We start from the raw sequence: 26,760 nt of genomic DNA, 5'->3' as shown, positions 1-26,760 counted from the left end.
GACCTCCCAGAGCCTCGTCACGTGCCCGGTACCCGCCTCGTCGACCGACTGCACGGAGGCGATCAAGCGTGTTCCGTCAGGCGCCAGAACCAACCCGGTCAGGCGAGAACGCGCCGCCGACAGGTCATGGAACGTGGCAGCTCCATCAGGTTCGTGGAACAGGGCGATCGTCCTGCCCGCCGTACTCGATCTGCGGCAGGGCGCCGCCCACGGAGCCGGCTCCTGGGGAACCGCGTTCTCGCTCGCCCTCGCCGACGCCGGATGCGATGTCACGCCGTGGCGTCCGGGTCCAACCTCGCCGGAGAGACCGTCGTCAGTGATGCGCGCTCGTCGGTCGGCGTCGGCCGGGTGATCCAGGTGGACCGGCGCCGGGTGTCAGCCGTTGGTCACTGCGGTGTCAGTGGGGGGTGCTGGTGTGGTCCGGTCGGGGCGCCCGCCGCCGGGCATGCCGGGTGGGGCGGGTATGCGTACGAGATGAAGGGAAGGATCATGCCCGCTGTGTACACCAGTGCGCTCGACTGGCCGCTGGCCCGTACGTGTCCGATGTCGCCGCCGCCTGCCCTCGGCGTGGTCCGTGACGGCCCGCCGACGCAGGTCCGTCTGCCGGCAGGCGCCGGGGCGGAACAGCTGGTCTGGTTGATCACCCGCTACGAGGAGGTGAAGGCCGCGCTCAAGGACCCCCGGCTGAGCGCCGACGAGACCCGGCCCGGCTTTCCGTTGCGCATCCCCGTGCCCGCCGACGACCGGCCGAGCGGATTCCTGCGCATGGACGATCCGGAGCACGGTCGGCTGCGCAGGATGGTCGCCCCCGAGTTCACCGTGCGCCGGGTACGCGCGCTGCGCCCCCGCATCCAGGAGCTGACCGACCAGGCGGCCGGCGCGCTGGCAGCCGGGCCGCAACCCGCCGACCTGGTAAGGGACTTCGCTGCCAAGGTCTCGGCCCTGGTCATCGCCCGGCTGATGGGGATTCCGGACGAGCACACCGCGTTCTTCCTGGAGCAGACGCAGATCCTGCTCACGGACGACGATCCGGCGCTCTCCCTTGCCGCGCACCACCGCATCATCGGCTTCCTCGACGAGAACGCGCGCGCCAAGGAGCACGACCCCGGTGACGACCTGGTCAGTCGTCTCGTCCGCGACCACGTGGCCACCGGCGAACTCGACCGTGCCGATCTCCTGGCCATCCTCAAGCTGCTGCTCATCGCCGGCCACGAGTCGACCGCCACGCAGATCGCCGTCAGCACCCTGAGCCTGCTGACCGATGACGCACTGCGCGCCGAGGTCCTGGCCGAAAGCGGGGCTCTGTTGCCGAAGTTCGTGGAGGAGTCGATGCGTTTCTGGTCGATCATCCAGGACGGCGTCGTGCGTCAGGCCACCGAGGACGTCCGGATCGGCGGGACGCTGGTCAGGGAGGGCGAGTCGGTGATGATCAGCCTCGTCGCCGCCAACCACGACGCCAGCGTCTTCCCCGACCCCGAACGCCTCGACATCCACCGCGATGCCTCGGGTCATCTGCTGTGGGGCCATGGCGCCCACTTCTGCCTCGGCGCGTCGCTGGGCCGACTGGAGGTGACACTCGCTCTCGACTCCCTCTTCACCAGGCTGCCGACCCTCCGCCTGGCCTGCGAGGCGTCCCGGCTCCGTTTTCGTGAGAACCCCGTCTTCCACTGCCTCGCCGAACTGCCCGTCGCCTGGTGACCGACCGTCCGAGACACTCCGAGGAGCGCCGCGCGTGCGACGGAGGGACGGCTCTCACCACCGAGCCCGCTTCGGGCGCGGGAGGCACGCCGGGGCCGAGGCGTCCGCGGCAACCGAGCCCGACCATGGGCTTCGACCGGTCGTTCCACGTCCACGGCGCTGCCCGGCGACTGCGGCGTGGACGACATCCCGATCACTTTGCCTTCACCGCCCGGACGATCACGCTCGGCCAGAGCGGCCGGTGTGAGCCGGGTGGGCCGGCGACCCGCTGTGACGGTCGTGCATGGTGAAGTCGCTCCGGACGGCCGCACCGGACTGCAACAGCCTCTGGTGAACGACCGGATTTCGCCCGGGGTATGAGGCCACGACGCTGATGTACCCCTCGGGCAGGCCGGTCACGGCGTACTGGCCGCGCACGTTCGTCGAGGTCCGCACCAACTGTCGGCCGCCGGCGTCCATGATGGTCACCGCGGCGTGGCGGAGGGGCTGCTCCCCGTCGTCGCGCACGGTGCCTTCGAGCATCGGCAACTGCTCGCCGAAATGGTGCGGGTGGACCGGAAGCGCCGTGGGTGAAGGTGCCTCCACGGACGGGTCCTCCACCGGCGGCTCCGGAACGTCCTCCCGCCCGCTTTCCCCGGGCAGTGGTACGGCCGCGCGGTGGTGCCGCCACGCGTCGAGGCCCAACAGGGACATGCCCGCCGCGATCCACGCGCACAGTACGAGGACCGGCCTGAGCACTCCCACGTCGTTGAAGTACAGGACCCCCCGCAGGGCGTCGACCGCGTTGCCCAGGGGCATGACGGCGTGCAGGCCCTGGAAGAACGCGGGCAGGAGCTGGACGGGGGCGATGCCACTGGAGGGGACGCTCAGCACGATGTACAGACCCAGGCCCGCGAGGGGGAAGAACTGCTTGGTGAAAGGCGCCATGCCGAGGGAGAACGTGGCCACCGCCGTGCTGAGCAGGAAGGCGATGCCCAGGGCCGAGGGCTCGTAGGGGAAGTAGCCCAGCCCTGCGCCGACGAGGAAGCCCACCACGCTGAAGAGGGCAGAGGCCGCCACGATCGCGAGCATCTTCTTGCGGCGGTTGAACGTCACCGCTCGCAGCAGGGTCGTGGCGAGTATGTAGCCGGGGACGTTCCAGGCGACTGCGAAGTACACCGGGGTCGTGCCGTTTTCGTCCTTGCTCACGGTGGGCGCCACGTCCGTGATCGTGAGCTTCTGGTGATGGCGCGCCGCGACCGTCGTGAACCCCTTGGCGAGCGCCTGCTCAAGTGCCGTGCCGTTGGCCTCGGCCACGTACAGCACGGCGTTTGTCCCCTGGGCCGCGTAGCCGGCCACGGCCGTACGGTCCAGCACCGCCCGGCGGGCCTCGCGGGCGTCCGCGGCGGCGGTGACGTCGAACCAACCAGGGTGCCGCTGTTGCAGCGAGGCGTCGACCTTGCGCTCCAGCGCGGGGTCGGCGACCACCACCTCCGCGTGGTGCGGCCGAGGCTCGTGGAAGGCCGTGGGGAAGCAGAACAGCAGGCCGAGGAAGAGCAGTGTCGGGATCATCAGGGCTTCCGCCAGTGCCCTGGCCGAGGACATGCCCCGCTGACGCTCGATCCGGTGTCTCACAGAACCACCCGATTAATGTACCGATCGGAACATCTATTCCTGCTGGACAATACATGTACCGGTCGGTACGGTCAAAGTCGTGGCCCGACCCGTCAACGCCGAAAAGCGCACCGAACTGCTGAAGCAGGTGGTGCACTACCTGCAGCACCACGGCCTCGCGCAGATGTCGCTGAGTCCGCTCGCCGAGTCGATCGGCACCACCAAGCGCATGCTTCTGTACTACTTCGGCAGCCGCGAGAACCTGCTGGCCCAGGCGTTGGCGGCCTGCCGCCCCGACGCCCGCGCGATGTTCGACGACGTCCAGGACGCCGCCGGCCTGCGCACGGCTGCCCAGGGCCTGTGGGAAGCGATGACCGTCGGAGAGCAGTCCCGGTCGATCCGTATGCTGCTGCAGCTGCTCAGCCTGGCCGCCACCGATCCGGAGCAGTACGGCAGCCTCGCCGCCGACAGCGTCGAGGTGATGGTCGGCCCCATCGCCGACGCGTATGCGCGGCTGGGTCATTCGCCGCAGCAGGCGCGGGCGGGGGCGACCCTGCTCGTCTCCGGCCTGCGGGGGCTGTGCCAGGACCGCCTGGTGACCCATGACGCCGCCCGCACGGACGCGGCCGCCCGCCGTCTCATCGGGGACGCGGTGACGTCGGACGGATGAGGTGTGCTGCGGTCGGCCCGACCGTGTCGGGACCGGGGGATCTCCTCGATCCCGGGTCCGGGTCGGGGTGCGGCGGACGTGGGCCGCCGGGCCGCTCGCTTCAGGGTGTCGTCGGCGGCTTCGGCCCGGCGGGTCCGGTGTGCCGTGCGCGGCCGTCGGGGACGTGGTTCAGGGCGCGGTGAACAGCGTAGGGAAGCGGGTGGCCAGCCATGGCCGGGAGCCCCAAGCGAGGACCTGTCCCCGGGCGATGGCGCGCCAGGGATTCAGCCGGCCCAGCGCGATGAGCAGGAAGGCGACGGGATCGAGCAGGATGGTGCAGTGCGGGCGCCGGAGTGGTGCTCCTGGTGTCACCGGCGTCACCTGTACGGCGCCGTCGGCCAGGGAGACGCCGAATGCCGCGCCGCCGCGCAGCTGGATCCGGTAACGGGCCGTGAGCCCGGCCGTGACCGCGGGGTTCGTGACGCGAGGCATGGCCGAGAGCATGAACGGCATGCACAGGCCCACCCGTGCGCGGTCGACCATGTGTGGGCGCTGCAGGGCGCGGGCCAGGTCGTAGCCGTGGCCGAGCATGTGCGTGAGCAGGTACGACGCGAGGACGGACCGGTCCATCAGCCCCATGGGCGTGGCCGGCGCCGGGCCGTCGGCCGCATGGCGCGACAGCGCGTCCAGGAACGCCTCGGCCTGCTCCGTGATCATCGTCGCGAGAGGCTCCGCCCGGCGCTCCGTGACGACGGCGAGGGACTCCGCGTTGGCCCTGGCGAGGCTCTCGGGCGTTCCGTCGCCGTAGGGGCGCTCCCGGCCGGCTGCGAGGTCGGCCATCAGCTCGTTGGCCATGGCCAGGTGGGCGGCCGCCTCGCCGACGGTCCACTGCGACCCCGGCACGGCACGCCCCGTGTCGCCCGCGCTCCGCACCAGCGTGGCGATCTCCTCGGCGGTGTCCCGGATGGCCCGTGAGAGCCCCTCGGGTATGGGCCACGAGCCGTCCAGCTGTCCCGTCGTGTGCACGTTGCCTGCTCCGCTCCCCACTTGCCCGGCACGCCCCACGTGCCTGTGGCGCTGGAACCCAACCAGACTCGGGGGCGCGCGGCAAGCCCCCGTGCGCCCGCGGACACGGTGTCAGGTCCGGGGTGACAGCAGGTCGTCCAGTTCGGCCGCGAAGAGGAGAGCCGGGTCGAAGCCCATTCCGGTGAAGTGGCCGGCGAGTTCCAGGGACAGCACGCCGTGCAGCCGGGTCCAGAAGGTGAGGGCCCGGTGGAGGGCCGTGGGCGGGGCGGGGTGGCCCTCGGCCCAGTGCCGGTTGCCCTCCAGGTGCGTGCTGAACGGTGTCGCGCGCCGGTCCTCGACGAGCGCCGTGCATGCGTCGAGCAGGGTCGTCATGATCTGGTCGGCAAGCCCCGTCGTGTCCTCGGGGGCGTGGTAGCCGGGCACGGGGGTGCCGTAGATGAGGAAGTACCGCTGGGGATCGGCCAGGGCCCAGTCGCGCAGGGCGTGCGCCAGCCCGGCCAGGTCGGCGCCGGTGTCGGAGGCCGCACGGAAGGTTTCGGCGAGGCTGCGGTACGCGTCCCGGACGAGTTCGGTGATCAGCTCGTCGCGGCCGGCGAAATAGCGGTAGAGCGCGGGCCCGCTCATGCCCATCTGCTTGGCGACCGCGTTGAGGGAGAGCGCGGGCACGCCCGCCGTGGCGATCTGCTCCCAGGCGCGTTCCTTGATCTCCGCCTGCACTTGGGCGCGGTAGCGCTCCCGGGGCGTCTGCGCACCGGTGTCGCCCATGCCCTGCCACCCCGTTCCCGCACCATCGGCTACATACTGAAGGTTCCGTTAGAAGTTATCACGGAACGTCCTGACCGGCCCTCCGCGACCGCCGGAACCGACGGACCGGCAACACCGCACCGCACGGGCCGGTGCATCCGGCGGTTGTAGCGTGGCCTGGTGAGAAGCGACGCATACCGGGATGTGGGCGAGGCCGCGTGGTCGTGGGTGCTGGACCACGTGCGCGAGGACGAGGGCCCGTGGCTGGTGCAGGCCGTGGTGGAGGGCGGTCCTGAGGCCACGTCACCTGCCCAGGACCGCGACTCGCTGTACGCGGGGATCGCCGGCCTGGCCCCGGTGCTGGTCGAGATCGCGCAGTACCGGGAGCTGAACGCGCGGGAAACGGCACTGGCGACCGGCATCGTGACCAGACTGTCGGCCCAGGCCGGGCAGCGAACGGAACCCTCGCTGTACGACGGCCTCGCGGGCGACGCGACGGCGCTCAGACTGCTCGCCCCGGGCGAGGAAGCGGTGGCGCTGCGGCGGCTGGCCGCCCTGGCGACCGGCGACGGATGGAAGACCACGCTCGACTTCGAGCCGGGCTCCGACGCGCCCCTCACCGACGTCATCATGGGCACCGCGGGCGTGGTGATGACGGCGGTCTGGGCGAAGAGCGAGTTCACAGACGCGATCGCGACGACGGGAGCCGAGGCCCTGCTGCGGGCGGCGGACCGCACGGAGGCGGGCCTCGACTGGGGCATGACACCGGGGGCGGCGTCGAGGGCGCCGAACTACTCGCACGGAACCGCCGGGGTCGCGGCCGCTCTGGCGGTCGCGGGCGCCGCCCTGGACCGCGAGGACTTCGTCGAGGCAGCGGTCGCGGGCGCCCGGCACGTCCTCTCGGTGGGGTCGTTGAAGGACGCGGGCTTCGTCGTCCCGCACACGATCCCGCCGTCGCGCCGGGAGGTGGAACCGGTGACGTACACCTGGTGCCACGGCCCGGCGGGCACCTCCCACCTGTTCACCGCGCTGGCGCACGCAGGGGTCACCGAGGTGGCCGGCCACGACGTCGACGAACTGCGGCACCGCTGTATGACCTCGATCCTCGCCTCGGGTCTGCCGGAACGCCTCCGTCCCGGCTTCTGGGACAACGACGGCCGCTGCTGCGGAACGGCGGGCGTCGGAGACGTCCTGCTGGACGCGGCCCAGGACTGCCGGGCGCCGGAGAGGAGACAGACCCTGCTGCGGGCCGCGCACAGGATGGGTGACGCGTTGGTCGACCGGGTCATCAGGGATGGCGCGGGCGCCCGTTGGCGCTTTCTGGAACACCGCGAGGACCCGCCGCTGCTGCCGCCCGGCACGACGTGGATGCAGGGCGCGGCAGGCATCGCGGCCTACCTTCTGCGCCTCGCCCGGTACGGCGAGACCGGCCCCGACGCCCCGGTCGTCGACCGCCCGGACCAGTGGTGGGCCGTGCCGACACACCTGCGCGTTACACGTACGGGTGCATGAGCGACCAGTCCCATTCAAGACAAGTAATCCATAACGATCTCGGCCCAGGCCTTGTGTGAGGCGTGGTCCCCTCTAGCCTCCGGGCATGGCTTTTCTTTCAAGTCGTCGCAGACGATCCCGCCTTGCCCCGGAACTCGACGACGAGGACCTGGGCAGGCTGATGAAGAACCTGCTGGCGACCGCGAGGACGAGCGCGATCGCGATGACCGACATGTGCGTGGCGCAGATGTCCCGTCTGCTGGAGCAGGCCCCGGACGACTGGGACCGCCGGGCGCACCGCATGGGCGTCCTGGCCGAGTTCCTGGCGGGATCGCGGCTGCCGCGCTCCTGGGCCACGCGCGAGCCGCGCAACGCGAACGCACTCGTGCTGTACGCATGGAGCGAGGTGGTCCGCGCCCGCTCGCAGGGGAGGCTGGACGACGCGGCCGGCGTGGTCGACAGCTGTCTTCGGGCCGCCGAGCTCACCCCTCAGGACCCCACCCCGTGGGTGGTCGTCCTGACGGCGGCATGCCTGGAACGCTGGGAGCAGCAGCGGGTGTTCGGCGTGTGGAACGAGGTGCTCGCGCGCGACCGCTGGAACCGCGAGGCCTACCTCACCATGCTGCGCTATCTCACCCCGGAGCAAGCGGGGTCGCGCATGCAGGTCATGGAGTTCGTGGACGCCCTGCGCGCACGCATGCCCGCGAACGCTCCCTGCGCGGGGACGGAACTCACCGCCCAGGTCTTCCAGTACCACTCCGTCCTCGACCGGGGCGGCTTCGAGGCGCTGGTGGCGCGCAACCACTGGTCCCAGGCGACGGCCGCCCAGGCCCTCGACCGCGTGGCCTACACGTGGGTGCAGCCGGGATTCCTCCGTCACGCGCGGGCCCGTGCCGACCTCAACGTCCTTGCCTACACGCTGATGGCCGCCGACCGGCGCCACGAAGCCCGCGCGGCCTTCGAAGCGCTCGGCGGCATCGTCACCCCTTGGCCCTGGCAGGCCGGCGGCGACCCGCTGACCCAGTTCGAGGAGGCACAGCGCAAAGTGCCCCGCGACGGGTGAACCGACGTGTGGGCCTCATCTGCCCCAGACCCGACGGTACGTCTCCCGGTAGCCCGGCGGGTCCCAGGTCGTGGCTCCGGCGCTGTTGGCGGCCGTCGCGACGTGGACGGGGGCGACGTAGCCGCTGGCAGGGCGGTGGGCGAAGGCGCGGTTGAACTCGTCGACGATCTGCCAGCCCTGCTGCGACAGCGGCTCGGGAACGGTGGCGGCCTGGTACTGGCCGCTGTTGATGCGCTGGAAGGCGGACGGGTCGCCGTCGCCCGCACCGATGTTGAACGGCGGGCCGGAGCCCTGCCTGCCGGCCGCGCGGAAGGCGGGGGCGGCGTCGGCGAAGTACAGGTCGTTGATGGCGACGGAGTGTGTCCACCTGTCCTGGTAGCGGGAGAGGAGGGTGGAGACCTCGCGCGGGGTGCGGCTGCTCGCGTCCGGGATCGGGATGTTCTCGTAGGCCAGCAGCCGCACGCCGGAACAGGTGGCGAGCTCCTTCCTGATCAGGTCGGACTTCTTCTTCGCGAACGGGATGGAGGCATCGGTGATGAGCACGACCCCGGCCCGGCCGTCGGAGTGCGCGATGATCCACTGCGCGCTGATGCCGGCGACGTCCTCGACCCGGGTGGTGACGTTGGTGAAGAGCTCGGGCCGCCGGCTGGGGCCGGGGGAGGCGAGCGCGTGCCAGCCGATGAGCGGGATGCCGGCCGCGTTGGCCTGAGCGACCTGCTGCGAGGTCGAGCCGGGATCGAAGCCGCCGATGACGATGCCCGAGGGCCTCAGCGTCACGGCCTCGCTCATGGCCGCCTGGATGCCGGCGGGGCTGCCGCCCCCGTCGATGACCCGGATATTCCAGCCGATGACGCGCACGGCATCCCGCACGCCGTTCGCGACGCCCGCGACTCCGGGGTTCGTCATGGTCTGCGCGACGTAGACGATCGTCCTGCCGGGGACCGCCGCGGGGCCGTCGGGCGGTCCGTTCCGGGCGGTGCCGGTCTTCTCCGCTCGGGCGACGGCGGCCTGGGCCCTGGCCTGGACCGCGGGGCAGCCGCTCGGGCCCGTGGTGGAGACGGCGGGGCCGTTCGACGAGCCGCGCTGGCAGCCCGCGAGGCCGGCGAAGGCGGCCAGCAGGGCGATGGCGACGGACCGGGCCGTGACGGCGCGGGGCAGGGCCTTGCGGTTGCTGTGCACAAGAGCTCCTCGCGGAGGGACGAGCGGCAGGGTGCGTCCGGGCTCCGGGGCCGGGGCCCTCGCGTGGATCATGGAGCGGTGCCCGGGGTTTCGCCGCCGGAGGCCTTCGACGGAGGCTGCGGCGTGCCGGCCGGCGCGTCGCGGGGCGCGTCGGCGCCGGTGCGCAGTCGGCGCGCGGAGTAGCCGGCCATTCCCACGGCGAGCAGGAGAGTGCCGCCGTAGAACAGGGGAGTGGTCCAGAAGTCGCCGCCCATCTGCGCGATGCCGGTGAGGCCTACGGCGAGTACGGCCACGGCGACGACCGTGCCCAGGGCGTTGGGGCGGCCCGGTTTGATCGCGGTGGAGCCGAGGAGGGCGCCGGCGAAGGCGGGCAGCAGATAGTCGAGGCCGACGCTGGGATTGCCGATCTCCTGCTGAGCCGCCAGCAGCACACCGGCGCAGCCGACGATCAGCCCCGATGCCGTGAACGCGTAGACGGTGTACCTGCGGGTCGGGATGCCGACCAGCTCGGCGGCGCGCGGATTGGCACCGATGACGTACAGGCACCGGCCGAGCGGCAGCCGCTCCAGCACCACCCAGAGGGCGACGGCGAGGCCGAGCACGTAGAAGGCGGGCAGCGGCAGGCCGAGGAGCCGGGAGTCGTAGACGTCGGTGAAGGCCGCCGGCAGACCGCCCGGGCCCGGGACGATCCGGCCGCCGCCGGTGACCCAGCCGGTCACGGCGTACAGCATGCTGCCGGTTCCGAGGGTGGCGATGAACGAGTCGATCCGGCCGAACTCGACGACCACACCGTTGACAGCACCCACGACCGCGCCGCCGACGATCACCACGAGGCAGGCCCAGGGCCAGGGCCACGCGGCGTGGACGACGAGTTGCAGCACCATGACATGGGCCAGGCCGAGACCGTAGCCGAGCGAGAGATCGAACGAACCGGTCACGACGGGGACCATGGCGGCGAGCGCGAGGACCGCCGGGATCGACTGGCTGAACAGGATCGAGTCGACGGTGTCCCGGGTGGGAAACGTCCGCGGCAGCGCGAGGGAGAAGACCAGGAAGAGCAGCGCGGTGAGGACCAGGAGGCCGTAGGCGCTCACGAACTGCCAGGCCGGGCCCCGCCGGCGCGGCCGGGAGCGCGGCGCGAGGGGGGAGGGCGGGGCGGTCATGAGTCCGTGGTGGTTCCGTGGTCCGGAAGGGCCGAGGCCGCCCGGGTGAGTCCCGAGACCGTGAGGCCCGCACCGCTCAACTCGGTCGTCACGCACCCGCGGACGAACACCAGGGCGCGCCGGCACACGCCCGCCACCTCCTCGAAGTCGGACGAGACGAGCAGGACCGCGAGCCCGGCGGCCAGTGCCTCGTCGAGCAGCCGGTAGAGCGCGGCCTTGGCCCCGACGTCCACGCTCGCGGTCGGCTCCTCCAGGATCAGCAGGCGCAGGCCCGGCCGGAGCCACCGCCCGATCAGCACCTTCTGCTGGTTTCCGCCGGACAGGGTGGCGAGCGGGGCTTCGCTGTCGCGCGGACGCACCGCGAACCGCTCGATCAGCTCCGCCGCCCGGGCGCGTTCACGGCGGGGACCGATCCAGCGCAGCGCGGGCAGGCCTCCCGCGCGGGGATTGGCCAGGAGGTTCTCGCGCACGGTCAGCCCCGCGGCGCAGCCTTCCCGCTGTCTGTCGCCGGGTACGAGGCCGACACCGCGAGCGACGGCGTCCGCGACCGTGCGGGGGCGGTAGGGCCTGCCGTCGAGGAGCACCCGGCCGCCGAGGAAGGGCCGGGTCCCGGCGAGCGCCCGGCCCAGATCGCTGTGTCCGGCGCCCGAGAGGCCGACCAGGCCCAGGACCTCTCCGGCCCGCAGCCGCAGGGCGACCGCTCCGGTGCCGGCGGTCCGTGCGCCGTCGAGGGCCAGGACGACGGGGCCGCCGGCGGCGCCGGTGGCGGGGCGCGGGCGGGGCGGTTCCGCGCCGACGATGTCGTGCACCAGACGGGCGGGGCTGTGGCCCGCCAGCGGGCCGTGGCCGACGAGCCGGCCGTCGCGCAGGACGGCGAAGGTGTCGGCGACCTTGTACACCTCGTCCAGGCGGTGGGTGACGTAGAGGACGCCGTGGCCCCGGTCGCGCAGGGCGTGCAGGACCTGGAAGAGCCGGGCGCAGTCCGCGGCGGGGAGGCGGGCGGTCGGCTCGTCGAGAACGACGAGTCGCGCGCGGGCGGCCAGGGCCCGGCCGATGGCGACCAGTGAGCGTTCTGCCGGGCCGAGCCGGGCGATCGGCGTGTCGGGATCGAGGTGCCCGGCGACGGTTCCCAGGGCGCCGGCGCAGCGCTCCCGGGTCCGCTGCCAGGAGATCAGTCCGGCGCGGCGCGGATATCCGGTGGTCAGGGCGAAGTTCTCGGCGATCGTCATCCACTCCACGAGCCCGAGGTCCTGGTGGATGAAGGACATGCCGCGGGAGGCGGCGTGACTTCCGAGGGGATGCCCGGCCACCGTGATCCGGCCCGCGTCGGCATGGTGGACGCCTGCCAGCACCTTGATGAGCGTGGACTTTCCGGCACCGTTGGGGCCGAGCAGGGCGAGGACGCTGCCGGCCCGGACGTCGAGGTCGACCCCGTCCAGTGCGAGGGTCCCGCCGAACCGTTTGACGAGCCCGCGGATGCGGACCAGGGCGCCGTCCTCGACGTCCCTGACCGCGTACGCAGAGGTGTCGGGAGGGTCGGGCACGGACATCTCCGGGGGTCGGCAGGGCGATTTCTTCCCGACTTTCGCCGATGATACTAGTGGAGAAAATCATGGCATTACGGATTTGTTCCTCGTTGCGCCACCAACGGGCCAGCCGCGCCGATTACCTCAGGCGGCGTCGAGCCCGCATTCGGCCCAGATGACCTTGCCCTGCCCGATGTAGCGCGTACCCCAGCTCTGGGACAGCTGGGCCACCAGGAACAGACCACGGCCGCCCTCGTCGGTCGTGGCCGCGCGGCGCAGATGCGGGGCGGTGTTGCTGGTGTCGGAGACCTCGCAGATCAGGGTGCGGTGGCGCAGCAGGCGGACCCGGACGGGCCCGGAGCCGTGGCGGATGGCGTTCGTGACCAGCTCGCTCAGCACGAGCTCCGCGGCGAAGGAGGCCTCCTCCAGTCCCCAGTCGGCCAGCTGCCGCAGGGCCGAGGCGCGGACCTCGCTGACGAGAGCCGGGTCGGCGGGCAGCTCCCATGTGGCGATCCGCTGCGGGTCCAGGGCGTGGGTACGGGCGACGAGCAGGGCGACGTCGTCATGGGGGTGGGCCGGCGCCACGGTGTCGAGGACCGCCTCGCAGATCTCCTCGGGTGTGCGTTCCGTGTGGGCGAGGGTGGCGCGCAGCTGGTCGAGGACCACGTCGACGTCGCGCTCCCGGTCCTCGATGAGTCCGTCGGTGTAGAGGACCAGGCCGCTGCCCTCGGGGAGGTCGATCTCGACGGCCTCGAAGGGCAGGCCGCCCAGCCCGAGCGGGGGCCCGGCGGGCAGGTCGGGGAAGGAGACCGTGCCGTCGGGGCGGATCAGCGCGGGGGGAGGATGCCCGGCGCGGGCGATCGTGCACCGCTGTGTGGTCGGGTCGTAGACGGCGTACAGACAGGTCGCGCCGATGATGCCCGATTCGCCCGCGGCGGGCTCCTCCCGGTCGAGACGTCCCACCAGGTTGTCGAGTTGGGTGAGGACCTCGTCCGGAGGGAAGTCGAGCTCGGCGAAGCTGCGGGCGGCGGTGCGCAGCCGGCCCATGGTGGCGGCCGACAGCATGCCGTGGCCGACGACGTCGCCGACCAGGAGGCCGACCCGGGTGCCGGACAGCGGGATGACGTCGTACCAGTCCCCGCCCACGTCGGACTCCGCGGGCAGGTAGCGGTGCGCGACCTCGACGGCGTCCTGGTCGGGCAGGTTGTGCGGGAGCAGGCTGCGCTGGAGGGCCAGGACCATGGTGCGCTCGCGCGTGTAGCGCCGGGCGTTGTCGATGGACAGGGCGGCGCGGGTGGCGAGTTCCTGGGCCAGCGAACGGTCGTCGTCGCCGAAGGGAGCGGGGTCCCGCCCGCGGTAGAAGGCGGCCACGCCCAGGACGACACCGCGGGCGATCAGGGGGACCGCGATGAGGGAGTGAACGTGGGTCAGCAGCTCCTCGGTGCGCTCGGGGTCCTGGGCGAGCCAGCCCGCGGCGGCGTGCAGGTCCGGCTCCAGCACCGCCTTCCCGCTGGTCAGACAGCGCAGGTGCGGAGTGGTCGGACCGTAGTCGATGCGCTTGCCGACCGGGTGGAACGGCCGGTCGTCGCGGATGCCGTGGACCACCGTCCGGTACAGGCTGGTGAGGAGGTCGGCGGCCTCCTCGCCGCGCGGTACGGCCTCGGGCAGGTCGATCGTGACGTAGTCGGCCAGTCGCGGCACCGCTGTCTCGGCGAGTTCCTGGGCGGTGCGGAGCACGTCCAGCGTGGTGCCTATGCGCGTGCTCGCGTCGCTCAGCAGCTCCAGGCGGCGCCGGGCGGCGAGGGCGTAGCGCCCCACGTGCGGCTCTCCGACCAGCACGAGTCCTCGCGCCGGGGACGGGGAGCCGGGGCGGCCGCCTGCCGTGACGCCGGGCTCGCCCGCCCAGGCGCCCTTGGCGCGCGCACGGGTGCGGCCGGGCACGAGGCCGGGCGCCGTGGTGAGGCGGGCGGCCCGGGACGAGGAGACGGCGGGGGCACCGGAGGCGACGGCTTCGACAGGCAGGCGCCACGGCTGCCCGGCCGACGGCGGGACGACGAGCGGTTCCTGCGGTGCGGGGCCGGGCAGGACGGCCTCGGCGACGAAGCCTTCCACCCCGGTGGCGCTCGTCATCGGACGGCTCACCAGGGTGACCCGCCGGCCGTCGGACAGGCGGACACGGACCGCGGCCCGCTGCCCGCAGGAGATCAGCTCGGCGGCCCGTGCCATGAGGATCTCGCGGTCACAGGGACGCAGTGCGAGGGCCAAGTCGCCGACCCCGACGCTGTGGTGAGGGCCGGTGGCGGTTGCGGCGCCGGTGTCCAGGTACGCCCGCAGCAGGGCCCGCTCACGGTCGGAACTCTGTCCCAGCAGCCGCCTCTCGATGGCGTGGGCCGCCCTGCGTATCACGGCGGCCAGCGCCGGGTCCTCGGCGCTCCGGGGATAGCCGAGGCACAGCACGCCCTCGATGCGGCCGCTGAGCGGGTCGCGGACGGGAAGTGCACGGCAGGCGTTGCCCTGAGAGCGCTCGGCGAAGTGCTCGGCGCCGTAGACCTGGATGAGGCGGCGCTCCGCCAGCGCGAGACCGATTCCGTTGGTGCCGGCGTACTGCTCGGCGAACACGAATCCGGGCTCACGCTGGAACGCCGGGAGGCTTCGGGCCAGGGACGCGGATCCGAAGCGGCGCAGGAGGACCGTCCCGCCCGCATCCGCGACGGAGATGTTCATCGCGCTGCCGGCGAACCAGGACTGCAGCCGGTCGAGCACCGGCAGGGCCGCGCGGACGATACGGGCCTCACGGTCGAAGTCGGCCCGGAAGGGAGGACCGGACTGGTCGGGCGAGAGCCCCAGGGCGCGGCAGCGCTGCCACGAGTTCGAGATCGGGGTGCGCACGCAGTCTTCGACCGGTTCACCCTCGAGAAAACGCTCACGGGAACGGGCGGGCCCCGTGCCGTCTGTCGCACGCCCCATCAGTGTCGGTTTCCCACCTGGCCGAACCACGTGTCGCCTCACTCGAGCCTGCAAGAGTTCCTTTTCCAAACAATAGAGCCAATAGGACATAGGCGAGAAACCGGGCATCGGAGGCGGGTGGTCACAGGACGGCGACCGGATTGACGGGCGAGCCCGTCCCGCCCGGGACGTTCAGCGGCGCCACGACGAGCAGGAACTCGTACCGCCCCGCCTGCGCCGTCGCGGCCGACAGGGCCTCCAGATCGAGGTTGTCCAGCAGCGGCACCCCCATCGCGGCCACGACCAGGGCGTGGACGGGCGAGTGCACGCCGGCGACGGGTGAGGGCCGTACGTCACTGTCGCCGTCACCGCCGAGCAGCGCGATGCCACGCTCGGCCAGCAGCGGTACCGCGTCCACGTGGAAGCCCGCGCTCGCCGCGGCGGAATCCCAGGCACCGAGGTCCCCGCGGCGGCGGACGTGCCCGGAGCGCAGCAACACCGCGTCGCCCTCGCCGATCCGCACACCGAGCGCCTCCTCCGCGGCCACGACGTCCTTCGCGTGCACCGCCCGCCCCGGCTCCAGCCAGCGGATCCCCAGGACGGTGGGGAGATCGAGGAGGACTCCCCTCGTGACGAGGGGGCCGAGCGCCGACACCGCGCCGAATCGGGCACCTGCCGCGCCCACCACGTCCGCGGCCGCCCAGCCGCCGTACAGCTGCCCCCGATAGGCGACATGGCACAGGGCGTCGAGATGGGTGACGGCCTTGCCGTGGTAGTCGGCGGCGATGAAGTCCTTGTGGGTGGAGGGTTCCGGACGCTCCACGTCACCGAGATCGGTCATGTGGTGCAGCGCGGGCCTGGGGTTGTCCGGGCCGGGCACGGTGTTCCAGGGCAGCGCCAGCGGGACGACCTGCCCGGACCGCACGGCGGCCGTGGCCCGCCGCACGTGCTCCGCCGTCACCCGGTTCCAGGCGCCACGGTCGGCCGGGGCCCAACGGCCCCATGTGCGCACCGCCTCGAAGAACGCGTCGAACTCCCGGCGGGAGACGGCGGGCCGGTCACCGGCACCGGCGGGCCCCGGATCCGGGTCGTCCGCGGAGTTCGGGCTCATCCGCACTCACCGTCCCCGGCGTCGACGCGGCCCCGGCGACGGGGCATCGCTGCGCCGGCGGGACACCGCCGTGCGGCCCGCCGACCCGGAATCCCAGCTTCGCACGACCCGCGCCGAACCGCCGGTTCACGCCTCCACACGGCAGGCGCAGCCGTGGGGCGGCCCGTAGATCGAGGAGGAGCCGGTGAGGCGGGAAGAGAGCGCCGCCGGTGGCATCGCAGGTTGATCACGCGGCCCAGTTCGCCGCCACACCGAGCCCCTGTCCGGTGCCCGGTCCGGACCTGGGCCGGGGGCCGACGGGGTCCGCAATCTCGGTGCTTTCCCGCACCGGGTCCTCGCCACCGGCCGCGCCGACACGATGGCGCTCCAGAAGTACGACATCCCCGTCATGGGGCGGCCGGGGGTCTTCGAGGAGCGGACATACGCTGCCGTCTGATCACCTACAGCCCCGGTGCCATGCCACGCCAGCGCAGGACGGCACCGGCACGAGGCCTCTCCGGCGGAGTCTGCGGTGCGCGGCGCCCGGTGCCTTCGCGCAGGCTCCGGGCGCCGTCGGGGCGTCAGCCGTCGTCCCCCGTCATGCCGTCGATCATCTCGGCCAGGACGGTCCGCCGGTCCTCTCCCGGCCGTGCCCGGAGGACACGGGCCAGGCGCGCGCTGTCGTAGTGCCAGTGGTGGTCGAGGTCCTGCGCGACTTCACCGGACTCACGCACGTCGGGCCGTGAGCCGAGCAGTTCACCGAGGTCGTGCGCCAGGTCGTGCCAGGACACGTGGCCGCTGCAGGCGTTGGCGACGCCGTGGACGGGGCGGTCCAGGCACTCGGCCACCGCGCGGGCCAGGGCAGCCGCGTGCACCCAGGCCACCCCGTGCCAGAGGTGGCCGCCGGTGCCCGGACGCGGCAGTTCGATCGCGCCGCCTCGGTGGGCTGCCTGGTAGAGCCCGCCGATGGCGCCCCAGCGCAACTGTTCGCGCAGCCGGTCGTGCGCGCCCCAGACGATCGGTGAGCGCACGGCGCTCGCGCCCCCGCGCCCCTCGGTGCCCGCGGCGCGCAACAGCATGGCCTCGCAGTCGAGTTTGCCCTTGCCGTACGGGCTGACGGGCTCGCACATGGGGGACTCCTCGGCGACCCGGTCGGTCCGGGGACGACCGTAGGCGTCCACGCTGCTGACGAAGACGAAGGGGCCCCGTCGCCAGGCGCCGACCATCGCCTCCATGGCCGCCAGGTCGACGTCGGGGCGGGTGAAGGTGCTGGCCGCGTGGACGATCGCGTCCGCGCTCGCGACGGCGTCGCGCAGTCCGGCCAGGTCGGAGAGGTCGCCCTCGACGACGTCGACTCCCTCGGCGGCGATCAGATGGGCGGACTCGGGCCGGGCGAGGGCCAGCACGGGGCGGCCCCGGGCGGCCAGTTCGCGCAGGACGAACGCGCCCACGCCACCCGTCGCGCCGGTGACCAGAACGGTCCCGGCGCGCACCTTCCGGGACCGGCCCGGCCTGCCCACGGCGTTGGCGGCGGCCTGCTGTGCCGCGCGCTCGTCGAGGAGCGCGGTCAGTGCCCGGGGGGTGCGGGCCTGGAGCACATCGAGACCCGTCAGGGGCAGTCCGAGCTCGGTGCGCAGTCGTTCGGCGAGCTGCACGGCGACCAAGGAGTGACCGCCGAGGGCGAAGAAGTCGTCGTCGGGCGACGGGACGGGACCAAGCAGTTCGGTGAAGGCCCCGGTGACGGCTTCGGCCCGGGCACCGGACGGCGGGTTCGGCGCGGATGTCCCGGGCAGCCGGGTGCCGTCGAGCTCTCCGGAGACCGTGCGCGGCAGCGCGTCGAGCAGTGTGACCGTGGCCGGTACGGACTCCGGCGCCAGCGTCCGCCGCAGCAGACCGAGCAGTTCCTGGCCGGACGGACCGACGCAGTCGCGCAGGACGGCATAGGCCACCGGCGGCCCCTGGGCGGGCTGGACCACCGTGGCGTCGGCGACCTGCGGCTGAGCGCGCAGGGCCCGTGCCGCCGGGTGGCCGGCGCCGTCCGCGTCGCCGCCGTCGCCGGCCGGCGACGACCGGGCCTCGGCAGCGGGGCCCAGCAGCTTGCTGAGCGCCCGTTCCGGGGCGGTCGCCGCGGCGTCGAGGAGCGCCGCGTAGTGCCGCCCGGTCGCCTCCGCGACGGTGTCGTCCAGCGCGTTGCCGTCGTACTGGACGAGCGCCACGGGACGTGCGGCATCGCCCAGCCCCAGGGCGTAGGACAGGGTGAACTTCGCGCCGTCGGTGCTGACATCGACGTACTCGGCCGACGTGCCGGGCAGCCGGAGCACCGTCGGCTCGCCGAGCACATCGGCGGTGACGCGGACCAGCGCGGTGCCGTCGCCCCCGCGCGCCGTGGCGCCGAGGCGTTCGAGAACGAGGTCGAAGGGGATGTGCCGATAGCGCTGGGCCTCCAGAAGCGCGTCGCACACCCGTCGCAGCAACTGGGCGAAGGACGGGTCGCCGGAGGCGTCGACCCGTACGGGCAGGGTGTTGACGCACAGACCGACCAGGCCGCGCATGGCGGTTCCGCTGCGATGGGTGCCCGCCACGCCGATGACCAGGTCGTCGTCGCCGGTGAGCCGGTGCAGGGCGGCGAAGGCCGCGGTGAGCGACACCGTGAACAGCGTGGCGCCCCGCTCGGCACCCAGCCTGCGCAGGGCGTCGGGCAGCGCGGACCCGAGCGGCACGCTGTGCACGGCCGCCGGTCGGCTGCCGGTGCGCGCCGCGGCGGTCGTCGGCCGGGGCAGCCGGGGCGGGGTGGCGCGGGCCAACAGGCCGCTCCAGCGGTCCAGTTCCGCGGCGAGGCCGGGGATCCCGTCATGCTCGCGGCGCGCGTGGTCGGCGTACTGCGGTGGCGTCGTGAGGGTGTGCCCGCCGACCGCGTCGGTGGCCGCCGCGTAGAGCGTGCCGAGTTCGACGGCCACGGTCTCCAACGACCCGCCGTCGATCGCGATGTGGTGGAACGTCAGCAGGACGGTGTGGTCCAGCGGCCCGTGGCGCAGAACCAGTGCGCGTACGGCCTGCCCGGCCGCGAGGTCGAACGGCCGGGCGGCCTCCCGCCGCAGCAGCGCCGGGGCGTGCGCCGCGTCGGTGTCGACCACGGGCACGGGGACCGTACGCGGTGCACCGAGCACCACTTGGCAGGGCTCGCCCGCATGCTCCGCGTAGCGGGTGCGCAGGATCCCGTGCCGGGCCACCAGCGCGGTGAGCGCGGTCTCGAACACGGCCGGGTCGAACGGGCCGCGCACCCGGGTGGCGAACGGCACGTGGTACGAGGCACCCGCGCCGCCGAGCCGTTCCGTCAGCCACATGCGGCGCTGGGCGCGGGAGAGGGGGACGTGGCCGCCCGCCGAGGCGGTGCCGCGAGTGTCCTGCGGCGTGCGGGCGGCGTCGCCCGGGGCCGCGCCGGTGTCGGTGGCCGGGGTGCGCCGTGCGGCTCCGGCGCGGGCCCGGCGCAGCAACTCCCGCTGGAGCCGCTGCTGTTGGTTCCGTGACGTGGAGTCGGAGTCAGTGGGCATCGCTGTGCTCCGGGGTCTCGGGGTGGAGGTCGCTGTGGGCGGCCAGCAGGGCGCGTTCGACCAGGTCGGCCTGTGCGGCGACGGTCGGGGCGGCGAAGAAGTCGGCGAGGGAGAGCTCCACGCCGAGTTCCTCGCGCAGGTCGTCGGTGACGGCGAGGGCGAGCAGCGAGTGACCGCCGAGGGCGATGAACTCGGCGTCGGCGTGAGTGACTTCGCTGCCCAGTGCCCGGCTCCACACCTCGGCGACGGCCTGCTCCAGCGGGGTCAGCGCGGCTGCCGGGCTGTCGGCGGGGTCGTCGCCGGACGGCAGGGCGCGTTCGGTCAGCGCACGCCGGTCGACCTTGCCGGCCGGCGTGAGGGGAAGCCGCTCCACCACGGTGACCGCGTCGGGCACCAGGTGCGCGGGCAGGAGACCGGCGAGCCGCTCGCGCAGGGCTTCGGCACGGGGCACGGGCCCCGGCGCCGCGACGACGAACCCGACGAGGCGCGCCTCGAACGTGCCGGCGCGGTCGACGGCGACGGCGGCGTCGTCGACCTCCGGCTGCCGGCGCAGGGCGTGTTCGACCTCCGCGGGCTCGATGCGGAAGCCGCGGACCTTGACCTGGTCGTCGTTGCGACCGTGGAACTCCAGGATGCCGTCCGGGCGGAAGGACGCGATGTCGCCCGTACGGTAGAGCCGGCCGGCGACGGGGTCGTCCACGAACCGCTCGGCGGTGAGCTCCGGCAGACCCGTGTAGCCGTGGGCGAGCCTGCTGCCGCCGATCCACAACTCGCCCCTCTCGCCGACCGGGACCGGGCGGCCGTCGGCGTCCAGGACCTGCGCGGTGGCCCCGGCGATCGGCCTGCCGATCGGCGGCGGAGCGTCGCAGTCGCGCTCGGTGACCCGGTGGGCGGTGGCGAAGGTGGTCGTCTCCGTGGGCCCGTAGCCGTTGACGAGCTCCAGCCAGGGGAACGTGGTGAGCACCTCACGGGCCGGCGCGGCGGCCAGGGCCTCGCCGCCCACGACGACCGAGCGGAGCTGGGCGAAGACGCGGGAGCGACGGGCGGCGAGCTGGTGGAAGAGGGCCGTGGTGAAGAACGCCACCGTCACGCCGTGGCGCTCGACGTGCCGGGCCAGGTCCTCCAGAGAGGGCCGCTGCGCGGTGCAGACGACCACCGCGGCGCCGTTGGCGAGCGCGCCCCAGACCTCGAACGTCGAGGCGTCGAAGGTCATGGGCGAGTGGAACAGGACGCGGTCGCGGGCGGTGAGGGTCACGTAGTCCGGCGCGGTCACCAGCTCGGCGACGGCACCGTGCGGGACGGCGACGCCCTTGGGACGACCGGTGGAACCGGACGTGAACATGATGAACGCCGCGCTGTCCGGATCGGACTCGTCCAGGGGCCCGCCGTCCGGCAGCGGCTCCTCGGGCAGGGCGAGGACGGGCCCGGTGAGCGCGGCCGCCTCCAGCAGCTTCGCGTCGCCGACGGTGAGCGTCACCCCCGCGTCGGAGATCATCGCCTCGGTGCGCGGCCGGGGCTGGGCCGGGTCCAGCGGCACGCACACGGCGCCGGCCAGCCACAGCGCGAGCTGCGCCACGACCGTGCGGGCCGAGCGGGTCGTCAGCAGCGCCACCCGGTCGCCGCGGACCACCTTGTTCTCCCGCAGGCGTGCGGCCAGGGCGCGGCCGGACCGGAGGAGAGCTCCGTAGGTGAGGGCGGTGTCGCCGTCCACGACGGCCAGGGCGTGCGGGGCGAGTTCGGCGTGCCGGACGACGAGTGCCGGGAGGGCCGTCGCCGCGGGCGGGTGAGACCGGGTGTCGACGGGCTTCGGGCTGAGAAGAGTCATGTCAGGCTCCTGCCGGTTGCGGGGTCCGGCACTGGTCCAGGAGGGCGGCGAAGGCGCGCAGGTCGGTGCTGCGCAGCAGGTCCCGAGCACGCGGGCGTACTCCGGTGGCGTGCTCGACGGCCACGAGCAGCCGCGCGGCGACGACGGAGGTGCCGCCGGCGTCGGTGAAGTTGTCGTCGAGGCCGGTCCCGGGGCGGCCGAGGAGGTCGCGTACGGCGGTCAGGACGAGCCGTTCGGTCGGTGAGGCGTCGGCGAGGTCGTCGGGGGAGGCGGCCGCCACGGGAGCGGGGCTCTGGGCCGCCAGGGCGATCCGGTCGACCTTGCCGTTGGCGTCGAGGGGGTAGCCGCCGACGATCCGGACGGCGGCGGGAACGGCCTGTTCGGGAAGCCAGACGCGCACCGCGGCGAGCAGGTCACCGGCGGCGGGTTCGGTGCCGTCCGCCGGCCGGACGTGCGCGACCAGGCGGGCGTGCCCGGAGCTGTCGCGCAGCACGGTGACGACGGCACCGCGCACCCGGGGATCCTGCTCGAACGCGGCCTCCACCTCGGCCGGTTCGATCCGAACCCCACTGATCTTGACCTGGTCGTCGAGCCGCCCCAGGAACTCCAGGCAGCCGTCGGCGGTCATCCGTACCCGGTCGCCGGTGCGGTAGAGACGGTCGACCGCGGGCCGCGCCAGTTCCTCCGGCGGGGCCGTGAACCGGTGCGCGGTGAGCTCGGGGTCGAGATAGCCGAGCGCCAGGCAGTGGCCGCCGATCCGCAGCTCGCCGTCCCGCCCGCGGGCGACCGGCCGGCCGTCGTGGTCCGTGACGACGACGGTGACACCGGGCAGCGGCGTGCCGATGGGCGGCGGGGCCTGCTCGCCCGCCGTCGCGTCGGTGCCCCGCATGGCGTGGGTGGTGGTGACCACGGTGGCTTCCGCGGGGCCGTAGGCGTTGTGGACGGTCGCGGTGACGTCGGGGCCGGGGTGGCGGCGCATGCGGTCGCCGCCCACGACGAGGTGGCGCAGCTTCAGGCCCGTGGGCCATGGCCGGTCCAGGAGCGGTTCCACGGTGGGGGTGGCCGCCACCGACACCGTGACCTGGGCGTCCCGCCACCAGTCGGTCAGCACCTGGGCGTCCCAGCGGGTGTCGTCGGGGGCCGGGACGAGGGCGGCACCGGAGGTCAGCGCGGCCCACAACTCCAGCAGGTGCGGGTCGAACGCGACGCCGATGAGCAGCGACTGACGGTCACCCGGTGCCAGTCCGGTCTCGGCCCGGTACCAGTCCAGGGCGACGGACAGCGAGGCCTCGGCCACGGCGACCGCCTTGGGCCGGCCGGTGGATCCGGAGGTGAGGACGGCGTACAACGCGCCCTGCGGCGCGCGCCGCGCACCACGGCCGCCGCTCGCGGCGAAGGCCGCCACCACGGTGGCGGGGGCGTTCACGCCGTCGGTGGGCAGGGGGAGCGGGCACTGCTGCGCGGTCCGGTGGCCTTCGGGCAGGACGCCGGGGTCGCCGACGAGGCAGACGACGTCGAGGTCCTCGGCGACCGCCTGGGTGCGCCGCTCGCCGGGGCGAGGGCCGAGCGGCAGGTACACGGCGCCGAGCCGGGCGAGCGCGACCGCGGTCACCACGAGGGCGGTGGAGCGGTCGAGGCAGACGCCGACCAGGTCCCCCGGGCGTACGCGGTCGCGCAGGGCGGCGGCCACGTCCGCGGCGGCGGTGTCGAGTTCCTGGTACGTCCAGGTCCGGGCGCCGTCGATCACGGCCGCCGTGTGCGGGGCGCGCCGGGTCCACTCCTCGAAGCGGGCGAGCACGCGGGTGGGTTCGACGGCGGGGCCGTGGGCGATGCTGAGCGTGGTGCCGGTGCCGGTGCCGGGCGCCGTGGACCTGGCATCGGGGACGGGCGGGGTGTGGTTCATCATGACTCCGAGGAACGTTCGGCGACGGCCGCGAGGGCGTCGGCCTGATCGGCGAGTACGGGGTTGCCGAAGAGCAGCTTCAGCGGCGGGCGGGTGCCCAGCCGGGGCTCCAGCCAGGCCGCGAGCTCGGCGGCGAGCAGGGAATGACCCCCGCTGCGGAAGAAGTGGGAACCGGCGTCGAAGCGACCGTGGCCGAGGACCTCGCGCCAGCCCTCCGTGAGGAGGGCCGTCATCGGATCGTCGGACACGGCGGCCGCCGGCCCGTGCGCGGACCCGGCCTCGGCCTCGGCCTCGGACCCGGAGTGGGTCCCGGACCCGGCCTGGACTCCGGACTCGGCGGCGGTCACAGGGTCGAGCGCGGCCGCGCGACGGGCCAGGGCCGTACGGTCGGGCTTGCCGCCGGAGAGGGTCGGCATGGAGTCCAGCACGGCCCACCGGGCGGGCACGAGAGGGCCGGGCAGCCGGCGGCTCAGCTCGGCGTGGAGTGCCTTCTCGTCGAAGTCCGCGCGCTCGGCGCCGTCTTCGAGGAAGCCGACGAGGCGAGGCCCGCCGGGGCTCTCACGGTCCAGCACGACGGCGCACGACCGGCCGCCGAGCGCAGCGGACGCCGCCGCCTCGATCTCCTCCAGCTCGATGCGGTGACCGCGCAGCTTGACCTGGTTGTCACGCCGTCCCAGGAAATACAGCAGACCGTCCGAACCGCGGTAGCCGAGGTCCCCGGTGAGGTAGGCGCGCTCCCCGCCGAGAGCGTCGACCCTGACGAACCGGGCGGCCGTCGCCTCCGCGTTGCCCGCGTACCCTTCGGCGAGACCGGGCCCGGCGATGGCGAGTTCACCGACGGCACCGGACGGCAGCGGGCGGTGGTGGTCGTCCAGGACATGGACACGCTCGCCCGGCAGTTCGGTGCCGAGCGGCACCTCGGCGCCCTCGGCGAGCGCCGCGCGGGAGACCTCGTGCACGGTGGAGCTGATGGCCGCCTCCGTGACGCCGTACACGTTGAGGACGGTGGCGTCGGTGTCGGCGAGGATGCCGCGCAGCGCCGGAGCGGGAAGGCGTTCGCCGCCGAGGACCAGGAGCCTCGGTGCCCAGCTCTCGTCGCGCAGTGCGGGACGCAGGTCCTCGCGGGTGGCGAGGAAGTAGCTGGTGGGCAGGTTGGCGACGGTGACGCGGGCGGATGCCAGCAGGTCGGCGAGTTCCGTACCGGTGGGCACCTCGTGCTCGGGCAGGACCAGACACGCCCCGGCGTGCAGGGTCGGCAGCACCTCCTCCAGCGCCACGTCGAAGGACGGCTGGGCGAACATCAGGACCCGGTCGGAGGTCGTGAGGCCGAACCGGTCCGCGGTCGCGGTCAGATGGTGCTCCAGCGCCGCGCGGCCGACGGCGACCGGCTTCGGTGTTCCGGTGGAGCCGGAGGTGTGGATGACGTAGGTGGTGCCGGGCAGCACACCGGCCTCGTGGGCACGGGGCAGCACCGGTGCGTCGATCCGGGCGGTCGGCAGCGTGTCCGGCAGGGCCGGGGTGGTCTCGCCGGTGAGGACGAGCGCCGGGGCGAGCCGCTCCAGCAGCAGTCCGAGTCGGCCGGGCGGGTCGGACGGGGACAGCGGGCAGTACACGGCGCCGGTCCGCAGGCATGCCAGCAGGGCGACGACCGAGTCGGCCCCGCGGGGCAGGACCACGGCCACCGGCCGGCCGGGCGTCACACCCGCGGCGCGCAGACGCTCCGCGAGGGAGCCGACGCGCTCGTCCAGCTCGCCGTAGGTGAGGCGGCGCGCGCCGCACAACAGGGCGGGCAGCGAAGGGTGTTGAGCGGTCACGGGATCGAGCAGATCGCGGTCGGCGGCGACCGGCAGGGACCGGGTGGCGGGTTCCACGGCGGCGGGCGCGAGCGCGGCCAGCGGCGCCTCGGGGGTGTCGAGGTAGGCGCGCAGCAGGTCCAGGAACCGACCGGAGAGCAGCCGGGCGACGTCCTCGCCGAAGAGGTCGGCGTCGTAGTCCCAGACCAGGGTCATCCCGGGCGCGCCGTGACGCGGGGTGACCCCGCGCCGGTCGTCCGGCAGCAGCACCACGTCGAGGTCGAACCGGGTGGTGCCGGTGTTGAACCCCTCGAACAGGGTGATGTCGAGGCCGGGTACGTCGATCTCGGGCAGCGGTGCGTCGTGGGCGCTGAACATGACGGAGAACAGCGGATTGTCCGCGCCCGAGGTGTGCATGCCGAGCGCCCGGGTCAGCTCCTGGACCGGCACGTCCTGGTGCGGCAGGGCACGGATGAGGGTGTCCGTGACGTCGTCCATGGTGTCCTGGGCGGGAGCGGCGCCGTCCAGGACGAGCGGCAGCGGGATGGTGTTCACGAACATGCCGACGGCGTCCTCGTAGCCGAGGGGGCGGTTGCCGACGGCGGTGCCGATGACCATCCGGGAGCGGCCGCTGTGCCGGCGCAGAAGCTCCGCGAACAGACCGAGCAGCGTGGCGAACGGGGTGAGACCGCGGGAACGGGCGTGCCCGCGCAGCCGCTCGGCGAGATCGGCGCCGATCGTCTGCCGCAGTTGCCCGCCGTGGTGCCGGCGGCGGGCGCCGGGGCGGGCGAGGCCCGGCAGTGGCAGGTCGTGGGGCTGGTCGCGCAGCTCGTCGCGCCAGAAGTCGAGGGACTCGGGCGCGAGGGCGGCCTCGGCCCGGGAGCGGACGTGGTCCGCGTACGACGGGGCGGGCGGAAGCTCCAGGGTCTCGCCGAGGACATGGGCGCGGTAGACGCGGAAGACGTCGCCGAGCAGGATCGCGAAGGAGTGCCCGTCGTGGATCAGATGGTGCTCCACGTGGACCAGCCGGTGATGACGCGCGGCGAGCCGCACGAGCGTCCAGCGGATCAGCGGTGCCTCGAACGTGTCGAGCGGCGACTCGGCCTCGGTGCGCAGCAGCCGCGCGAACTCGGTCTCGGGGTCGGCCTCTTCGCCGAGGTCGACGGTGCGCAGCCGCGGCAGGCACCGCGGCGCGACCCGCTGGCCCGGTACGGATCCCGTGGCGGCGACGAGTTCGAGCCGCAGGCCGTCGTGGCGGGCCAGGGTGGCGGCGAGACCCCGGCGCAGCGCCTCGGTGTCGAGGGTGCCCCACAGGTCGAGTGATGCGGTGAAGTTGTAGGCGCGACTGCCGGGCTGCAGCTGTTCGTGCAGCCAGACGATCTCCTGCGAGGAGGAGAGCGGAAGCATGGGCGATCCCTGAGGTCGTCGGGTCGGTGTCCGGCGCCGGTCACGGTCGTGGCCGGCGGTGGTCGTGCGGGCGGCTCCGCGGATCGCGCGGTGCCGTGTCAGAGGGGGTGGTG

16 protein-coding genes are annotated in these 26,760 nt (G+C 73.7%); 4 read left to right on the top strand and 12 right to left on the bottom strand.

Features of this window, described 5'->3' with window-relative positions; genetic code table 11:
• Positions 1 to 489 precede the first annotated feature (489 nt).
• Entirely contained in the window at positions 490 to 1,698 is a 1,209-nt protein-coding gene (locus ACZ4MF_RS36545) for a cytochrome P450 (protein WP_467496973.1), read from the top strand.
• Between the two features lie 219 nt (positions 1,699 to 1,917).
• Here the strand turns inward: ACZ4MF_RS36545 and ACZ4MF_RS36540 are convergent, their stop codons facing one another.
• A complete protein-coding gene (locus ACZ4MF_RS36540; protein ID WP_467496971.1) occupies positions 1,918 to 3,249 on the bottom strand; it encodes a carboxypeptidase regulatory-like domain-containing protein in 1,332 nt (443 codons plus the stop codon).
• A 142-nt stretch (positions 3,250 to 3,391) separates the two neighbouring features.
• Between ACZ4MF_RS36540 and ACZ4MF_RS36535 the strand changes: the two genes are divergently transcribed.
• A complete protein-coding gene (locus tag ACZ4MF_RS36535; protein WP_467496970.1) occupies positions 3,392 to 3,961 on the top strand; it encodes a TetR/AcrR family transcriptional regulator in 570 nt (189 codons plus the stop codon).
• A 168-nt stretch (positions 3,962 to 4,129) separates the two neighbouring features.
• Here ACZ4MF_RS36535 and ACZ4MF_RS36530 read toward each other — a convergent pair whose 3' ends face one another.
• Both ACZ4MF_RS36530 and ACZ4MF_RS36525 read right to left on the bottom strand, forming a co-directional pair.
• Complete coding sequence (locus ACZ4MF_RS36530; protein ID WP_467496968.1) at positions 4,130 to 4,966, bottom strand: maleylpyruvate isomerase family mycothiol-dependent enzyme; 837 nt, start codon at positions 4,964 to 4,966, stop codon at positions 4,130 to 4,132.
• 111 nt (positions 4,967 to 5,077) lie between these two features.
• Positions 5,078 to 5,731, bottom strand: coding sequence for a TetR/AcrR family transcriptional regulator (locus tag ACZ4MF_RS36525; protein WP_467496966.1), 654 nt, complete (start codon positions 5,729 to 5,731; stop codon positions 5,078 to 5,080).
• Between the two features lie 159 nt (positions 5,732 to 5,890).
• On the opposite strand from ACZ4MF_RS36525, the gene ACZ4MF_RS36520 reads away from it, so the two are divergent.
• Both ACZ4MF_RS36520 and ACZ4MF_RS36515 read left to right on the top strand, forming a co-directional pair.
• Complete coding sequence (locus ACZ4MF_RS36520) at positions 5,891 to 7,222, top strand: lanthionine synthetase LanC family protein (protein ID WP_467496964.1); 1,332 nt, start codon at positions 5,891 to 5,893, stop codon at positions 7,220 to 7,222.
• Between the two features lie 85 nt (positions 7,223 to 7,307).
• Positions 7,308 to 8,264, top strand: a complete 957-nt coding sequence (locus ACZ4MF_RS36515; protein WP_467496963.1) for a hypothetical protein — start codon at positions 7,308 to 7,310, stop codon at positions 8,262 to 8,264.
• 15 nt (positions 8,265 to 8,279) lie between these two features.
• Here the strand turns inward: ACZ4MF_RS36515 and ACZ4MF_RS36510 are convergent, their stop codons facing one another.
• The 9 genes from ACZ4MF_RS36510 to ACZ4MF_RS36470 all read right to left on the bottom strand — a co-directional run bounded on the left by ACZ4MF_RS36510 (position 8,280) and on the right by ACZ4MF_RS36470 (position 26,647).
• Positions 8,280 to 9,443: a substrate-binding domain-containing protein gene (locus ACZ4MF_RS36510; protein ID WP_467496962.1), complete on the bottom strand. Its 1,164-nt coding sequence runs from the start codon at positions 9,441 to 9,443 to the stop codon at positions 8,280 to 8,282.
• A 68-nt stretch (positions 9,444 to 9,511) separates the two neighbouring features.
• Entirely contained in the window at positions 9,512 to 10,606 is a 1,095-nt protein-coding gene (locus ACZ4MF_RS36505; protein ID WP_467496960.1) for an ABC transporter permease, read from the bottom strand.
• A complete protein-coding gene (locus tag ACZ4MF_RS36500) occupies positions 10,603 to 12,156 on the bottom strand; it encodes a sugar ABC transporter ATP-binding protein (protein WP_467496958.1) in 1,554 nt (517 codons plus the stop codon). The genes ACZ4MF_RS36505 and ACZ4MF_RS36500 overlap by 4 nt, the downstream gene beginning before the upstream one ends.
• Positions 12,157 to 12,276: 120 nt before the next feature.
• The gene (locus ACZ4MF_RS36495; protein WP_467496956.1) at positions 12,277 to 15,099 is read right to left on the bottom strand and encodes a SpoIIE family protein phosphatase; all 2,823 of its coding nucleotides are present in this window, start codon (positions 15,097 to 15,099) and stop codon (positions 12,277 to 12,279) included.
• 121 nt (positions 15,100 to 15,220) lie between these two features.
• Positions 15,221 to 16,189 carry a cyclase family protein gene (locus ACZ4MF_RS36490; RefSeq protein ID WP_467496955.1) on the bottom strand — a complete coding sequence of 323 codons (969 nt, stop codon included), beginning with the start codon at positions 16,187 to 16,189 and terminating at the stop codon, positions 15,221 to 15,223.
• Between the two features lie 560 nt (positions 16,190 to 16,749).
• On the bottom strand, positions 16,750 to 19,719 hold the full coding sequence (locus tag ACZ4MF_RS36485) for a condensation domain-containing protein (RefSeq protein WP_467496953.1): 2,970 nt from the start codon (positions 19,717 to 19,719) through the stop codon (positions 16,750 to 16,752).
• Positions 19,709 to 21,544, bottom strand: a complete 1,836-nt coding sequence (locus tag ACZ4MF_RS36480) for an amino acid adenylation domain-containing protein (RefSeq protein ID WP_467496952.1) — start codon at positions 21,542 to 21,544, stop codon at positions 19,709 to 19,711. Before ACZ4MF_RS36480 ends, ACZ4MF_RS36485 begins: the two co-directional genes overlap by 11 nt.
• 1 nt (position 21,545) lies before the next feature.
• Positions 21,546 to 23,450: a non-ribosomal peptide synthetase gene (locus ACZ4MF_RS36475; protein WP_467496950.1), complete on the bottom strand. Its 1,905-nt coding sequence runs from the start codon at positions 23,448 to 23,450 to the stop codon at positions 21,546 to 21,548.
• Positions 23,447 to 26,647 (bottom strand): non-ribosomal peptide synthetase, encoded by a 3,201-nt coding sequence (locus ACZ4MF_RS36470; RefSeq protein WP_467496949.1) that lies wholly within the window; start codon positions 26,645 to 26,647, stop codon positions 23,447 to 23,449. The genes ACZ4MF_RS36475 and ACZ4MF_RS36470 overlap by 4 nt, the downstream gene beginning before the upstream one ends.
• Positions 26,648 to 26,760 lie beyond the last annotated feature (113 nt).

The sequence above is a fragment of the Streptomyces sp. NPDC025793 genome (assembly GCF_055558375.1).
Note: the sequence above shows the minus strand (reverse complement) of the source record. Positions and strands in the feature narration are given on the sequence as shown.

Coding starts and splice junctions, on each gene's coding strand:
- ACZ4MF_RS36545 (WP_467496973.1), top strand. CDS start 490: ATGCCCGCTGTGTACACCAGTGCGCTCGACTGGCCGCTGGCCCGTACG.
- ACZ4MF_RS36540 (WP_467496971.1), bottom strand. CDS start 3,249: ATGATCCCGACACTGCTCTTCCTCGGCCTGCTGTTCTGCTTCCCCACG.
- ACZ4MF_RS36525 (WP_467496966.1), bottom strand. CDS start 5,731: ATGGGCGACACCGGTGCGCAGACGCCCCGGGAGCGCTACCGCGCCCAA.
- ACZ4MF_RS36515 (WP_467496963.1), top strand. CDS start 7,308: ATGGCTTTTCTTTCAAGTCGTCGCAGACGATCCCGCCTTGCCCCGGAA.
- ACZ4MF_RS36505 (WP_467496960.1), bottom strand. CDS start 10,606: ATGACCGCCCCGCCCTCCCCCCTCGCGCCGCGCTCCCGGCCGCGCCGG.
- ACZ4MF_RS36500 (WP_467496958.1), bottom strand. CDS start 12,156: ATGTCCGTGCCCGACCCTCCCGACACCTCTGCGTACGCGGTCAGGGAC.
- ACZ4MF_RS36495 (WP_467496956.1), bottom strand. CDS start 15,099: ATGGGGCGTGCGACAGACGGCACGGGGCCCGCCCGTTCCCGTGAGCGT.
- ACZ4MF_RS36490 (WP_467496955.1), bottom strand. CDS start 16,189: ATGAGCCCGAACTCCGCGGACGACCCGGATCCGGGGCCCGCCGGTGCC.
- ACZ4MF_RS36485 (WP_467496953.1), bottom strand. CDS start 19,719: ATGCCCACTGACTCCGACTCCACGTCACGGAACCAACAGCAGCGGCTC.
- ACZ4MF_RS36480 (WP_467496952.1), bottom strand. CDS start 21,544: ATGACTCTTCTCAGCCCGAAGCCCGTCGACACCCGGTCTCACCCGCCC.
- ACZ4MF_RS36475 (WP_467496950.1), bottom strand. CDS start 23,450: ATGATGAACCACACCCCGCCCGTCCCCGATGCCAGGTCCACGGCGCCC.
- ACZ4MF_RS36470 (WP_467496949.1), bottom strand. CDS start 26,647: ATGCTTCCGCTCTCCTCCTCGCAGGAGATCGTCTGGCTGCACGAACAG.